This window comes from Micromonospora sp. NPDC005252 (genome assembly GCF_042872475.1).
Taxonomy (GTDB): domain Bacteria; phylum Actinomycetota; class Actinomycetes; order Mycobacteriales; family Micromonosporaceae; genus Micromonospora.
In genome coordinates this window covers 552,628-566,517 of sequence record NZ_JBIAKN010000001.1, presented here as the reverse complement: position 1 = coordinate 566,517, position 13,890 = coordinate 552,628, and the positions used below count along the sequence as shown (strand labels likewise).

Here is a 13,890-nt window from a genome sequence, read left to right as displayed (position 1 = left end):
GGCCAGGCCGACGCCCGGTCGCACCTCGGGGAACCTCCGCTCGCGGGTCAGCGGCGCGGGCCGAGGGCCTGGTCGACGGCGATGCCCAACGCGGCGACGACCAGGCCCACCGACGGGCGGACCACCGAGTCGTCGATGCTGACGTCACCGGAGAAGCCGGCGCCGGTGGCGATCTCCTGAAGCCGGCGGCGGGCGTCGGCGACGTCCTCGCCGCTCATGCCCAGCGCGGACTCCATCCGCAGCACCACGACCAGGGTGGCCAGCGCGGCGGTCCGCTCGTCCGGGGCCGCCGCGCCGGTCAGCGCCTCGGTCAGCCGCTGGCGGGTGTCCGCCTCGACGGAGGTGTCCACCACCGGATACCGGTGTACGTGGATGAAGCCCAACTCGGTCTCGTCGACGTCCTGCACGACGCCCTGGGCGCACAGGTCACCGAGGATGCGGTCGCGCAGGCCGTGCCGCAGGCGCTGCACCCACGAGGCCGGGGTGTGCGGGGTGTCGGCGGCGATCCGCCCGAGCACCTCGTCGGTGACCGGCTCGCCGGTGGGCGTCGGGTCGACGACGGTCAGGTTCCCGTCGGCGTACGCGATCCGGCCGGCCAGTGCCAGCTCGACCAGCACCGCGGCCGCCATGCCCAGGTCCAGGCTGATCCGCGGCATGGTCGCCTTACCGGTCGAGTCGTCGTAGGCGAGGAGCAGCAGCTCCTCGGCGAGCGCAACACCAGTCATGGCCCGAGACGGTAGCGGGTCCGCGCACCACCGCGCGCGGACCCGCCGTTACCCGGCACGGACCGGGTGGAAGATCAGAACCGGGGCATGCCGCCGAACTGGCGGTCACCGGCGTCACCGAGCCCGGGAACGATGAACATGCGGTCGTTGAGGCCCTCGTCGATCGCGGCGGTGACCAGGCGCAACGGCAGGCCGGAGCGCTCCAGCCGCTCGATGCCGACCGGCGCGGCGAGCACGCAGAGCACGGTGATGTCGGTGCAGCCCCGATCGGCCAGCAGCCGGCAGCAGTGCTCCAGCGAGCCGCCGGTGGCCAGCATCGGGTCGAGCACCAGCACCGGCAGGCCGGTCAGGTCGCGCGGCAGCGACTCCATGTAGGCGCGCGGCTCGTAGGTCTCCTCGTCGCGGGCCAGGCCGACGAAGCCCATCGAGGACTCGGGCAGCAGGCCGAGCGCGGCGTCCGCCATGCCCAGGCCGGCCCGCAGCACCGGCACCAGCAGCGGCGGGTTCGCCAGCCGGGTGCCCTCGGTGGCGGTGACCGGCGTCTGCACCGGGTACCGCTCGACGGGGAAGGTGCGCGCCGCCTCGTACACCAGCATGGTGGTCAGTTCGTGCAGCGCCGCCCGGAACGTCGAGGAATCGGTGCGCGCGTCCCGCATGGCGGTCAACCTGGACTGGGCCAGCGGGTGGTCAATGACGTGTACGTCCACGATCGCTCAACCTACCGGGCCGTTCGGCGTGCTGGTGCGGGTGCGGTCGTACCGGCGACGCCGCTCACGTCGGGCCCACCGTGACCAAGATCACTCAGCGGTTCCGTGCGTAGACTTCTCGGCATGACGGCGACAACGACGTCGGCCCGGTCGGACCTCTCCGAGCTGGGACGATCCGAGACCGCTCTGCGGACCTTCCTGCACGGCCTGCCCGGCGTGGACCAGGTCGGCGCGGAGCAGCGGGCGGCACAGCTCGGCACCCGATCCATCAAGACCACCGCCAAGGCCCAGGCGATCGACCTGGCGATCCGGATGGTCGACCTGACCACCCTGGAGGGGGCGGACACCCCCGGCAAGGTGCGCGCGCTCGCCGCGAAGGCGTTGCGCCCGGACCCGGCCGACCCGTCCTGCCCGCACGTCGGCGCGGTCTGCGTCTACCCGGCGATGGTCCCCCACGTGGCCGAGGTGCTGCGCGGGTCGAACGTGCACCTGGCCAGCGTGGCGACCGCGTTCCCGTCGGGTCAGGCGCCGCTGGAGATCAAGCTGGCCGACACCCGGGCCGCCGTCGCGGCCGGCGCCGACGAGATCGACATGGTGATCAACCGGGGCGCGTTCCTGGCCGGGCGCTACAAGGAGGTCTACGACGAGATCGTGGCCACCAAGGAGGCTTCCGGGGACGCCCACCTCAAGGTGATCCTGGAGACCGGCGAGCTGGCCACCTACGACAACGTGCGGCGGGCCTCCTGGCTGGCCATGCTGGCCGGCGGCGACTTCATCAAGACCTCCACCGGCAAGGTCCCGGTCGCGGCGACGCTGCCGGTGACCCTGGTGATGCTGGAGGCGGTCCGCGACTTCCGCGAGGCCACCGGGCGGCAGGTCGGCGTGAAGCCGGCCGGCGGCATCAAGAACACCAAGGACGCCATCAAGTACCTGGTGATGGTCAACGAGACCGTCGGCCCGGACTGGCTCGACCCGGACTGGTTCCGCTTCGGCGCGTCCAGCCTGCTCAACGACCTGCTCATGCAGCGCACCAAGCTGACGACCGGCACCTACTCCGGTCCCGACTACTTCACCCTGGACTGATAGCCGATGTTCGAATACGCCCCCGCCCCCGAGTCCCGCTCGGTGGTGGACCTCAAGCCCTCGTACGGGCTGTTCATCGACGGTAAGTTCGTCGACCCGACCGACGGCGGCAGCTTCAAGTCGATCAACCCCGCCTCCGAGGAGGTGCTGGCCGAGATCGCCGAGGCCGGCGCCCAGGACGTGGAGCGCGCGGTCCGCGCCGCCCGTCAGGCGTACGACAAGGTCTGGGGTCCGATGCCGGGCCGCGACCGGGCGAAGTACCTGTACCGGATCGCGCGGCTCATCCAGGAACGCTCCCGCGAGCTGGCCGTCCTGGAGTCGCTGGACAACGGCAAGCCGATCCGCGAATCCCGCGATGTCGACCTGCCGCTGGTCGCCGCGCACTTCTTCTACTACGCCGGCTGGGCCGACAAGCTGGGCCATGCCGGCTTCGGGCCCGACCCGCAGCCGATCGGCGTGGCCGCGCAGGTCATCCCGTGGAACTTCCCGCTGCTCATGCTCGCGTGGAAGATCGCCCCGGCGCTCGCCGCGGGCAACACGGTGGTGCTGAAGCCCGCCGAGACCACCCCGCTGACCGCGCTGCTGTTCGCCGAGATCTGCCAGCAGGCCGACCTGCCGGCCGGTGTCGTCAACATCATCACCGGCGCCGGCGACACCGGCCGGACGCTGGTCGAGCACCCCGGCGTGGACAAGGTCGCCTTCACCGGCTCCACCGACGTCGGCCGGGCCATCGCCCGATCCGTCGCCGGCACCCGCAAGAAGCTCACCCTGGAGCTGGGCGGCAAGGCCGCCAACATCGTCTTCGACGACGCGCCGATCGACCAGGCCGTCGAGGGCATCGTCAACGGCATCTTCTTCAACCAGGGGCACGTTTGCTGCGCCGGCTCCCGCCTGCTCGTCCAGGAGAACGTGGCCGACCGCGTGCTGGAGTCGCTGAAGCGGCGGATGGCTCAGCTCCGCGTCGGCGACCCGCTGGACAAGAACACCGACGTCGGCGCGATCAACTCCGCCGCCCAGTTGGAGCGGATCCGCGAGCTGTCCGACGCCGGCTCCGCCGAGGGCGCCGAGCGCTGGTCACCGCCGTGTGAGCTGCCCGACCGGGGCTTCTGGTTCGCGCCCACCATCTTCACCGGCGTCACCCAGGCGCACCGCATCGCCCGCGAGGAGATCTTCGGCCCGGTGCTGTCGGTGCTCACCTTCCGCACGCCGGCCGAGGCCGTCGAGAAGGCCAACAACACGCCGTACGGGCTGTCGGCGGGCATCTGGACCGACAAGGGCTCGCGCATCCTGTGGATGGCCGACCGGCTGCGCGCCGGCGTCGTCTGGGCCAACACGTTCAACAAGTTCGACCCCACCTCGCCGTTCGGCGGTTACAAGGAGTCGGGCTACGGTCGCGAGGGCGGCCGGCACGGGCTGGAGGGGTACCTCAATGTCTGAGCGGGTCGCGGTACGCAAGACGTACAAGCTCTTCATCGGCGGGAAGTTCCCGCGCAGCGAGTCGGGACGGTCGTATCTCGTGCAGTCCTCGAATGTGTCACTGGCCTCCCGCAAGGACGCCCGGGACGCGGTGGTCGCCGCCCGCGCCGCCGTCAAGGGCTGGGCCGGCGCGACCGCGTACAACCGGGGTCAGATCCTCTACCGGGCCGCCGAGATGCTGGAGGGCCGCCGCGAGCAGTTCGTCGCCCTGGGCATCCCCGGCGACGAGGTGGACGCCGCGGTGGACCGCTGGGTCTGGTACGCCGGCTGGGCCGACAAGCTCGCCCAGGTGTACGGCGGCGCCAACCCGGTCGCCGGCCCGTACTTCAACATCTCCGCGCCGGAGCCGACCGGCGTGGTCGCCGTGGTCGCCCCGGAACGCCCGGCGCTGCTCGGCCTGGTCAGCGTGATCGCCCCGGCGATCGTCACCGGCAACACCGTGGTGGTGGCGGCCTCGCCGTCGGAGCCGCTGGCGGCGGTGACGCTGGCCGAGGTGCTGGCGACCTCCGACCTGCCCGGCGGGGTGGTCAACATCCTCACCGGCGCGATCACCGAGACCGCGCCGGCGCTGGCGGCGCACATGGACGTCAACGCGATCGACCTGACCGGGGTGACCGACGCGTCGCTCGCCACCGAGCTGGAGGTCAAGGCCGCGGAGAACCTCAAGCGGGTGCTCCGACCGGCCGAGGCGGACTGGTCCGCCGATCCGGGCGTGACCCGGATGACTGCGCTGCTGGAGACCAAGACGGTGTGGCACCCCAAGGGGGTGTGATCGTCTGTCCTCGGCCTTTGGGTTTTCCGGGAGAGCCCGCGCGCTCGGGGTGGGTTTTCCGGGGGAGCCCGCCCACTCCGGGCGGTCAGGCTTGATCCCTGCGTGGGCGGGCTCCCCCGGAAAACCTGACTCGGGCCGGGTTCGTCGGGTGGGTCAGCTTGCGGGTTCTGCCCGACGTTGAGTCGCCGGTCAGCGGGGCGATCGGCGCGGCCAGCGGGGCCGGCGGCGCGATCGGCGGGGCAGGCGTCGCGACCGGCGCGATCGGGCACGGCCGGCGGCGCCGATCGGGCGCGGCCGGCGGGGCGGTCGGCGCGATCGGGCGGGGCCGGCGGGGCGGCCGGGATCTGCGCAACTTCCGGGATGTTGCTGCCTCCGGGGCGATGGAGGCAGCAACATCCCTGTTCTTGTGCGGATCTTGCGCCAGCCTGCCCGGTCCCGGGGCCGTCTTGATCATGGGTTCGCGAGGGATCGGTCTTCCGGGCCGGGTGACTCGTGATCGGGCTGGTCGGGTGGGTGGGGGGTCTACTACCGGGGGTAGAATTGGGGGGTGACTCGGTTGGGCGATCTTGAGCGTGCGGTGATGGACGTGCTGTGGGACGTGGTCCCGGGCACGTCGGACGGTGTGACCGTGCGCGAGGTGGCCGACGCGCTCGACGGCCGCGAACTGGCGTACACGACGGTGATGACCGTTCTCGACCGGCTCGCCGGCAAGGGCATGGTGCAGCGGGAACGGGAGGGCCGCGCCTGGCGGTACCGGCCGGCGGCCAGTCGTGAGGCGCACATCGCCCAGCTCATGCTCGACGCCCTCGACCTGGGCGGCAGCCGCGACGCCGCGCTGGTGCGCTTCGCCCGCTCGGTGACCGGCACCGAGGCCGAGGTGCTGCGGGCCGCCCTGGGCAGCGAGGCCGGGCTGGCCGGGCCGAGTTCCGCCGACGGCGCCACGGGCGGGGCCGACGCCCTGACCGACCGGGTGGATCCGCCGGCGGGCCGGCGGCCGGCCGGCGAGGCAGCGGAGCGGTAGGGCGCGCGCCATGGCCTACGCCGTGCACTTCGCCGCCACCATGCTCGCCTGCTATCTGACCGCGCAGGTGCTGGCCCGCTCCACCTGGACCTGGCGCAGCCCGCGGGTGGCGATCGTCTGCTGGCAGGCCGTCGGGCTGGCGTTGGGCCTCTCCGCGATGGGCCTGCCGATGGCCCTCGGGCTGACCGCGTACGACCTGCCGACCGGCAGCGCACTGCTCGCCCTGACCACCGACCTCGCCCACGGCAGCCTGCCGATCGGCGTGACCGCGTTCCACCTCGCCGGCGTCGGGGTGGGCTTCGGCATCGGAGCGGTGCTCGTCACCACGACCGTCCGCAGCATCCACGGGACCATCCGCGCCCAGCGCCGACACCGGGACCTGCTCACCCTGGTGGCCCGGGACGACCCGGCCGCGCCCGGGGCGCTCGTCCTGGACCATCCGAGCGCCGCCGCGTACTGCCTGCCCGGGGTGAAGCCGCAGGTGGTGGTCAGCGCGGGCACGCTGAGCCTGCTGGACCGCGCCGAGCTGGCCGCCGTGCTCTCCCACGAGCGCGCGCACGCCCATGAGCGACACGATCTGGTGCTGCTGCCGTTCACCGCGCTCTGCCGGGCGCTGCCGTGGTTCGGCTGGGTCCGCGACGCGCACGAGCGGGTCGCCCTGCTGGTCGAGATGCGCGCCGACGACAAGGCACGCGAGCTGCACGCCGAGGCTCCGCTGGCGGGCGCGCTTCGTCGTTTCGCCGCCGCCGGGCACCGGGTCACCCCGGCCGGAGCCCTGGGCCTGGGCGACCGCGACCTGGACGTACGCGTACAGCGCCTACTGGTTGCCGACCGGCCGCCTCTGGCCCTCGGCGCCACGGCCCTCGCGGTGGCCACCACCCTGGTCGCCCTCCCGATCACGCTCTTCCTGAGCTGACGCGCCAACCCGCCCCACTCGGCTGACGGCGTGGTGTCGCCGGCGGGGTGGGCAGCTGGTCGAGTCTCCCTTTGCTCTGCTTCAACCCACGCACCGCTTTTGCGGCAGAACTGTTGCGTGGGTTGAAGCAGAGCAAAGGCGCCGCAACGAGGGTGGGCGGGCGAGTGGCCCCCGTCTGGCGATGCGTCGCCGCACCCCTCCCGACAACCACACCTACTACGCCTCGTCGTAGAATTGTCTACGACGAAGCGTAGTAGTTTTATGTAGCCATGCTACGTGTAGGGTTGCTACGACAAGGGAGCCAACAGCTAGGGAGAGCCGGCCATGGACACGCTGCTCCTCGCCCGCCTGCAGTTCGCCACCACCACGTCGATCCACTTCCTGTTCGTGGTCGTCACGCTCGGGCTGGTCGGGATGCTGGTCGGGATGCAGACCGCCTGGGTGCTCACCGGCAACCCGAAGTGGGAGCGACTGACCCGGTTCTGGGGCCAGCTCTACGTGATCAACTACGTGCTCGGCATCGCCACGGGCATCGTGATGGAGTTCCAGTTCGGGCTGAACTGGAGCGGCCTGTCGCGCTACGTCGGCAACGTCTTCGGCGCGCCGCTGGCGATCGAGACGCTGGTGGCCTTCTTCCTGGAGTCCACGTTCCTCGGGATGTGGATCTTCGGTTGGCACCGGCTCGGCAAGGGCGTCCACCTCGCGCTGCTGTGGGGCGTGGCGCTCACCGCGTACGCCTCGGCCTTCTGGATCATGGTGGCCAACTCCTGGCTGCAACACCCGGTCGGGTACGAGGTCCGCGACGGGATCGCCCACCTCACCGACTTCGGCGCGCTGCTCACCAACCCCAGCCTCGGCATGGCGTTCGGGCACGTGGTCTCCGCGGCGCTCCTGGTCGGCGGGATGCTGATGGCGGCCGTCAGCGCCTGGCACCTGATCCGGCGTACGCCCGACTTCGCGCTCTTCCGCACCTCGCTGCGCATCGGCCTGGTCACGGCGGCACTGGCGATCACGATGGTGCAGGGCTTCGGCTTCGCCCAGTTCGGCCCGGTCGGCGCGGTGCAGCCGACCAAGTTCGGCGCGGACAGCCCCGAGGCGCAGGCGCTGATCGGCGAGTGGACCACGCGGTTCGGGCCCGGCGACTACACCCCGCCGGTCCTGGCCAGCGTCGGGCTGGGCTTCATGATCCTGGTCGGCTTCACCCTCGGCTGCGTGTGGTTCCTGCTGCCCCTGCTCTACCGGGACTGGATCGTCCGGCTGCGTTTCCCGCTCTGGCTCATCCTGCTCGCCGTGCCGTTGCCGTTCGTCGCGGTGATCCTCGGCTGGATCGCCCGCGAGGTCGGCCGCCAGCCCTGGGTGGCGTACGGCCTGCTCCCCACCGAGCAGGCGGTCTCCCCCGTCGGCACGCCGGTGATGCTCGCCTCGCTGATCGGCTTCAGCATGCTGCTGGGCACCCTCGCCGTCACCAACTGGGTGCTGCTCGCCCGGCACGCGGGACGAGGCGCGGCCGACCCGGCTCTCGGCCGTCCACCGGCAGCGCTCGGCGAGCCGGCCCACCCCGAACCCGCCCTCGCCTGAGCGACTGAGGAGACTCACCCGTGGATCTCGCCTGGTACGTCCTTCTCGGCCTCTTCTTCGCCTGCTACCTCGTGCTCGCCGGTTACGACTACGGCGTCGGGTTGCTGCTCGCCCGGGGCGGCGCCCCGGCCGGGCGGCGGGCCGCGCTCACCGCCCTCGGCCCGTTCTTCCTCGGCAACGAGGTCTGGCTGGTCGCCGCCGTGGGCATCCTGTTCGGCGCCTTCCCGGTGCTGGAGGGTGAGCTGCTCGCCGGCTGCTACCCGGCGTTCGCCGGCGCGCTGGTCGGCGTCATCCTGGTCACCGCCGGGGTGCAACTGCGCAGCCGGCCGAGCGACGAGCGGGTCCGCGCCCGCTGGGACCGGGTCATCGTGGTCGGCAGCGCGCTCGCCGCGCTGGGCTGGGGCGTGGTGCTGGCCGCGCTGTTGCAGGGCGTGCCCCGCCAGGCCGACGGGCACGTCGCCGGGGTGTCGCACCTGGCCACCCCGTTCGCGGCGACGGCCGGGCTGACCATGGTCGCCCTGGCCGCGGTGCACGGTGCGACCTTCCTCACGCTGCGACTGCCGGCCGACGCCGCCGCCGTGGCCGGGCGCACGGCCCGCCGGCTGGTGCCGGTGGCGCTCTGCGCGGTCGCCGTGGCCACCGTCGTGGGCCTGCTCTCCTGGCGGGTACGCGACGCCGTCGGGCGACCGGCGGTGGCCGTACTCCTGCCGGTGTTGCTGGTGGCGGCGCTGCTGGCGGCCCGCGCGGCGCTGGCGCGGCGGCGGCCCGGGTGGGCCCTGATCGCCACCGGCGCGGCAATGGCGCTGCCGGTGGCGCTGGTCGGCGCGGCTCTCTGGCCCTACGTGCTGGTGTCCACGACCGACCCGGGCGCCTCGCTGACGGTGGCCGACGCGGCCGCCAGCGCGCCGACGCTGCGGCTGCTTGGCTGGGTGGCGCTGCCGCTGCTGCCGGCCCTACTAGGCTTCCAGGCGATGTGCTGGTGGGTTTTCCGGGGACGGACCGACGGCAGGGCACCGGTGTACTGGTGAACCGCCGTCCCTTCGACCCGCGTCTGCTGCGTCGGGTCCCCGCGGCCCGGCGCGATCTTGCCGTGCTCGCGCTCCTCGGCGTGCTCGCCGCCGCGTTGATCGTCGCGCAGGCCACCGCGCTGGCGGCGGTGCTGGCCACCGCCTTTGACGGGCGGCTCAACCGGCCGGCGCTGGCGGGTCTCGTGGTCGCGGTCGCCGCCCGGTCGGCGCTGGTCTGGGCACAGGGCACGGTCTCCGCGCGGGTCGCCGCCACGGTCAAGGCCACGCTGCGGGCCGACCTGCTCGGCGCGGTGGGGCGGCACGGGCCGGGCTGGGTGGCGGGGCAGCGGGCCGGCGAGCTGGCCACCCTGGCCGGGCGTGGGCTGGACGCGCTGGACGCCTACTTCACCGGGTATCTGCCGCAGTTGGTGCTCAGCGTGACGGTGCCCGTGGCCGTGCTGGCCCGGATCGTCGTCGCCGACTGGAGCTCGGCGCTGATCATCGCGTTGACGCTGCCGCTGATCCCGGTCTTCGGCGCGCTCCTCGGCTGGCAGGCGCAGGCCGCCACCGAGCGGCAGTGGCGTCGGCTGGCCCTGCTGGGCGGACACTTCCTGGACATGGTGGCCGGGCTGCCCACCCTGCGCGCGTTCGGCCGGGCCCGGGCGCAGACCGAGGTGGTCCGCCGGATGGCCGACGGGCACCGGGTCGCCACCATGAAGACGCTGCGGATCGCGTTCCTCTCGGCGCTGGCGCTGGAGCTGGTCGCCACTCTCTCGGTGGCCCTGGTCGCGGTGCCGGTCGGCATCCGGCTGCTCGGCGGCGGGCTGGCCCTGCACACCGCGCTGCTGGTGCTGCTGCTCACCCCCGAGGCGTACCTGCCGCTGCGGGCCGCCGGCAGCCGCTTCCACGCCAGCATGGAGGGGCTCACCGCGCTGGACGAGGCGCTCACCGTCTCAACCGCGCCCGCCACCCCCCGCGCCGCCGAGGGCGCGACCATCCCGGACGGTCGCGGTGAGATCCGGTTCGAGGCCGTGACCGTGGCGTACGAGCGGACCACCGCGCTGCGCGACGTGACCCTGAGCATCCGACCCGGCGAACGGATCGCCATCATCGGGCCCAGCGGCGCCGGCAAGAGCACCCTGCTCGGTCTGCTGCTCGGCTTCGTGACCCCGACCAGCGGCCGGATCACCGTCGACGGCGTCGACCTCGCCACCGCCGACCCGGACGCCTGGCGTCGGCAGCTCGCCTGGGTGCCGCAGCGCGCCCACCTCTTCGCTACCTCGCTGGCCGACAACATCCGGCTCGGCGCACCGGACACCCCGCCCGAGGCGCTCGCCGCCGCGGTGCGCGCCGCGGCCCTCGACGACGTGGTGGCCGGCCTGCCCGAGGGGCTGGACACGCTGCTCGGCGAGCGCGGGCACGGCCTGTCCAGCGGCCAGCGGCAGCGGGTCGCACTGGCCCGGGCGTTCCTGCGCGACGCCCCGGTGGTGCTGCTCGACGAGCCCACGGCGCGGCTGGACACGGCCGCCGAGGCGGTGGTGCTCGACGCCACCCGCCGGCTCGTCGCCGGACGGACGGCGCTGCTGGTGGCGCACCGGCCGGCGCTGCTGACCGACGCCGACCGGGTCCTGCGCATCGAGGACGGCCGGGTCACCGAGCTGACGCCCGAACCGATCGGAAAGGCGGCCCGATGAGCACGGAACACGGGCCGGAGGTCGCGGCTGGGGTGACATCGGCCGGACGGGCCGGCGCCGAGCGCGCCGTGCTGCGGCTGGCCCGCCCGTACCTGGGTCGACTGACCGGCGCCGGGCTGCTCGCCGCCGCCACCGAGTTCGCCGGGATCGCCCTGATGGCCACCGCGACGTGGCTGCTGATGAGCGCCGCCGGGCGGCCTCCGCTGGACCGGCTCACCGTGGCGATCGTCGCGGTCCGGGCGCTGGCGATCAGCCGGGGCGTGTTCCGCTACACCGAACGGCTCGCCGGGCACGACGCGGTCCTCCGCATGATCACCGACGTACGGGCCCGGGTCTTCGCCACCCTCACGGCCCGTCGCGACACGCGACACCGCTCGGGGGACGTCCTGAGCCGGCTGGTGTCCGACGTCGAGGCGGTCCAGGATCTGCTGCTGCGGGTGCTGGTGCCCGGCTCGGCGGCGGCCCTGGTCGGGGTGCTGGCGGTGGCCGGGGCGGCGCTGATCTCGCCGCCGTCCGCCGGTGTGCTCGCGCTCGGGCTGGTGGTCGCCGGTGTGGCGCTGCCGGCGCTGGCCACCGCGGTCACCCGGCGCAGCGCGGCCGAGGTGGCACCGCTGCGCGGCGCGCTGGCCACCGACGCCGTCGACCTCACCCACGGCGCCGCCGACCTGGCCGCGTTCGGGGCGACCGACGCCGCGCTGCGCGCCGCCGAGCAGCGGGCCGACCGGCTCGCCCGCCTGGAACGCCGGCTGGCCGCCACCGGCTTCGCGGTGGACGCCGCAGGGGTGTTGACCGCCGGACTGACCGCCGCCGCGGTGGTGCTGGTCGCGCTGGCCTCCAACGTGCCGGGCGTCCTGGTCGGGGTGCTGGCCGTCGGCACCCTGGCCGCCGTGGAGGTGGCCCTGGCCCTGGTCTCGGCCGCCCGGCAGTGGACCCAGCTGCGGCCCGGCCTGGCCCGGGTGGCCGCCCTCCTCGACGTCGACACGCCCAGTGCCCCGCCCGCTCCCCGAGTGACCGACCGGGCCGAGCCGCACGACCTGCGCTTCGACGAGGTGAGCGTGCGGTACCGGACCGGCGCCGCACCCGCGTTGGACCGGGTGAGCCTGGACCTGCCCGCTGGCCGGCGCATCGCGGTCGTCGGCCCGAGTGGCGCCGGCAAGAGCACCCTGGCCGCCGTGCTGACCGGGGCGGTCCGGCCCACCTCCGGCCAGGTCACCCTGGCCGGCCGCGACCTGGGGACGTACGCCGAGGAGGAACTGCCCCGCAGCGTCGGCGGGCTGCTCGCCGAGGCGTACGTCTTCCATGCCACGGTCCGGGAGAACCTGCTGCTCGGGCGGGCTGGGGCCGACGAGGACGAGCTGACCGCCGCGATGGCGGCCGCCGGCCTGCTGGACTGGGTACGCGCCCAGCCGGCCGGCTGGGACACCCTGGTCGGCGAGGAGGGCGGCCAGCTCTCCGGCGGCCAGCGGCAACGGCTCGCGCTCGCTCGGGCCCTGCTCGCCGCGCCACCGGTGCTGGTGCTCGACGAGCCCACCGAGGGGCTGGACCCGGCCGCCGCCGACGCGGTGCTCGCCTCCGCCCTCGCGGGAACCCCCGCCGGGCACTCGGTCCTGCTGATCAGTCACCGGCTCAGCGGGCTGGCCGACCTCGACGAGATCGTCGTCCTCGACGGCGGCCGGGTGATCCAGCGCGGCCGGCACGCCGAGTTGGTCGCGACCCCCGGCTGGTACCGGGACCAGTGGCTTCTCCAGGAAGCCGCCGAGCGCGGGTACCTGGCCCTCGCTCCCTGACCCGCTTCGGGGACGGACCAGGGTTCTCCCCGACGTGAGGGCGCTCGCGTCCGTGGCAGGGTGGTGCCATGCGGCATGCTGAGGACTTCCTGGTCGAGGAGCACCTGCGGGCGCTGGAGTCCCGGCTTCAGGGGCCGGCGCGGCTGAAGTCCGACCTGCTCACCGAGGCGCGGCACGACCTGCTGGACGCCGTCGACGCGTACCGCGAGAGTGGTGTGCCGCCCACGGAGGCGCAGCTGCGGGCGGTGGCCGAGTTCGGCTCACCGGCGCAGTTGCTGCCCTCCTGGCAGGCGGAGCTGGCGGTGGCCGCCCTGCGCGGCCTGTCCCTGCGGATGCTGGCCGTGGCCGGGGTTCTGGTGGCCGCCGGTGACCTGACGTGGCGCGGGTCGAGCTGGAGTGCGGGTCCGCAGCCGCCGGCGCTCTACCGGCTGCTGTCCGCCTCGGTCGACTGGATCTGGCTCGGCGCGCTGCTGCTGGCCGTGACCGGCCTGCTGGTGGTCTGGGCGAGCGCCCGGTCGTCGCGACCGGGCCTGGCGGCGGCGCAGCGCGCGGTGGGCGCCGCCCTGACCGGCACGCTGGTCCTCGGCATCGTGGCCGGCGGGTCTCTCTTCGTCTGGTCGATCGATCTGTGGGACGCGGCGCTGACGTGGCCGCCGATGATCGTCGGCATGGTGGTGGTGGGTGCGGCGTACTTCTCCCTGACCCGGGCCGCGCGCGGCTGGCTGCGGGCCGCCGCTTCCCGCTGAGCGGGCGTCCAGCGCTCAGGCGGGGGTGCCGGGCGGGCTGCCGGGGTCGAGGAACCGGCCGACCGTCACGCGGAACTCCTGCCATCCGGCGCGCTCGCCCGCCAACGCGCGGCGGCCGGAGTCGGTGAGCTGGTAGGTCCGCCGCTCCCGACCGTTGACCGTGCTCCAGGTGCTCGCCACGTGACCGGCGCGCTCCAGCCGGCGCAGCGCCGGATAGATCGTGCCGGTGGGCAGGTCGAGATTGCCGTCACTGCGCGCCCGCAGGGACTCGATGATGGCGTACCCGTGCAGCGCGCCCTGTTCGAGAACGGCGAGCAGAAGGGCGTCGAGATGGCCGTGCAGCGCCTGGGCCTTCATGTGTAGTTACGCTACTTGTCG

The 13,890-nt window shown here is 73.8% G+C and carries 12 protein-coding genes and 1 pseudogene; 10 read left to right on the top strand and 3 right to left on the bottom strand.

Translation table 11 applies throughout. The features are described 5' to 3' along the window. Positions 1–47: 47 nt before the first annotated feature. Together ACFYPH_RS02775 and upp are read right to left on the bottom strand one after the other, a co-directional pair. Complete coding sequence (locus ACFYPH_RS02775) at positions 48–725, bottom strand: GPP34 family phosphoprotein (protein WP_354853964.1); 678 nt, start codon at positions 723–725, stop codon at positions 48–50. A 74-nt stretch (positions 726–799) separates the two neighbouring features. Further along, positions 800–1,432 carry a uracil phosphoribosyltransferase gene (gene upp / locus ACFYPH_RS02770; protein ID WP_354853962.1) on the bottom strand — a complete coding sequence of 211 codons (633 nt, stop codon included), beginning with the start codon at positions 1,430–1,432 and terminating at the stop codon, positions 800–802. Positions 1,433–1,555: 123 nt separating this feature from the next. Here upp and deoC point away from each other — a divergent pair, with 123 nt between their 5' ends. The 10 genes and pseudogenes from deoC (at position 1,556) to ACFYPH_RS02720 (ending at position 13,512) form a co-directional block, all read left to right on the top strand. Beyond that, complete coding sequence (gene deoC, locus ACFYPH_RS02765; RefSeq protein ID WP_387178395.1) at positions 1,556–2,515, top strand: deoxyribose-phosphate aldolase; 960 nt, start codon at positions 1,556–1,558, stop codon at positions 2,513–2,515. Positions 2,516–2,521: 6 nt separating this feature from the next. Continuing rightward, on the top strand, positions 2,522–3,952 hold the full coding sequence (locus ACFYPH_RS02760; protein ID WP_387178393.1) for an aldehyde dehydrogenase family protein: 1,431 nt from the start codon (positions 2,522–2,524) through the stop codon (positions 3,950–3,952). Further along, on the top strand, positions 3,945–4,763 hold the full coding sequence (locus tag ACFYPH_RS02755) for an aldehyde dehydrogenase family protein (RefSeq protein ID WP_354853953.1): 819 nt from the start codon (positions 3,945–3,947) through the stop codon (positions 4,761–4,763). Before ACFYPH_RS02760 ends, ACFYPH_RS02755 begins: the two co-directional genes overlap by 8 nt. A 547-nt stretch (positions 4,764–5,310) precedes the next feature. Next, a complete protein-coding gene (locus ACFYPH_RS02750; RefSeq protein ID WP_354861578.1) occupies positions 5,311–5,784 on the top strand; it encodes a BlaI/MecI/CopY family transcriptional regulator in 474 nt (157 codons plus the stop codon). A 10-nt stretch (positions 5,785–5,794) separates the two neighbouring features. Beyond that, positions 5,795–6,700 (top strand): M56 family metallopeptidase, encoded by a 906-nt coding sequence (locus ACFYPH_RS02745; RefSeq protein WP_354861579.1) that lies wholly within the window; start codon positions 5,795–5,797, stop codon positions 6,698–6,700. Between the two features lie 324 nt (positions 6,701–7,024). After that, positions 7,025–8,278, top strand: a complete 1,254-nt coding sequence (locus tag ACFYPH_RS02740; protein WP_387178388.1) for a cytochrome ubiquinol oxidase subunit I — start codon at positions 7,025–7,027, stop codon at positions 8,276–8,278. Positions 8,279–8,298: 20 nt separating this feature from the next. Further along, positions 8,299–9,306: a cytochrome d ubiquinol oxidase subunit II gene (locus ACFYPH_RS02735; RefSeq protein WP_354861582.1), complete on the top strand. Its 1,008-nt coding sequence runs from the start codon at positions 8,299–8,301 to the stop codon at positions 9,304–9,306. After that, positions 9,303–10,979 (top strand): thiol reductant ABC exporter subunit CydD, encoded by a 1,677-nt coding sequence (cydD, locus tag ACFYPH_RS02730; protein WP_387178384.1) that lies wholly within the window; start codon positions 9,303–9,305, stop codon positions 10,977–10,979. The genes ACFYPH_RS02735 and cydD overlap by 4 nt, the downstream gene beginning before the upstream one ends. Positions 10,980–11,026: 47 nt before the next feature. Then, positions 11,027–12,766, top strand: a pseudogene (gene cydC, locus ACFYPH_RS02725) (thiol reductant ABC exporter subunit CydC); the annotation flags it as partial. A gap of 68 nt (positions 12,767–12,834) precedes the next feature. Further along, positions 12,835–13,512, top strand: coding sequence for a permease prefix domain 1-containing protein (locus tag ACFYPH_RS02720; RefSeq protein ID WP_363938009.1), 678 nt, complete (start codon positions 12,835–12,837; stop codon positions 13,510–13,512). A 15-nt stretch (positions 13,513–13,527) separates the two neighbouring features. Here ACFYPH_RS02720 and ACFYPH_RS02715 read toward each other — a convergent pair whose 3' ends face one another. Continuing rightward, complete coding sequence (locus tag ACFYPH_RS02715) at positions 13,528–13,869, bottom strand: helix-turn-helix transcriptional regulator (RefSeq protein WP_363938007.1); 342 nt, start codon at positions 13,867–13,869, stop codon at positions 13,528–13,530. Positions 13,870–13,890 lie beyond the last annotated feature (21 nt).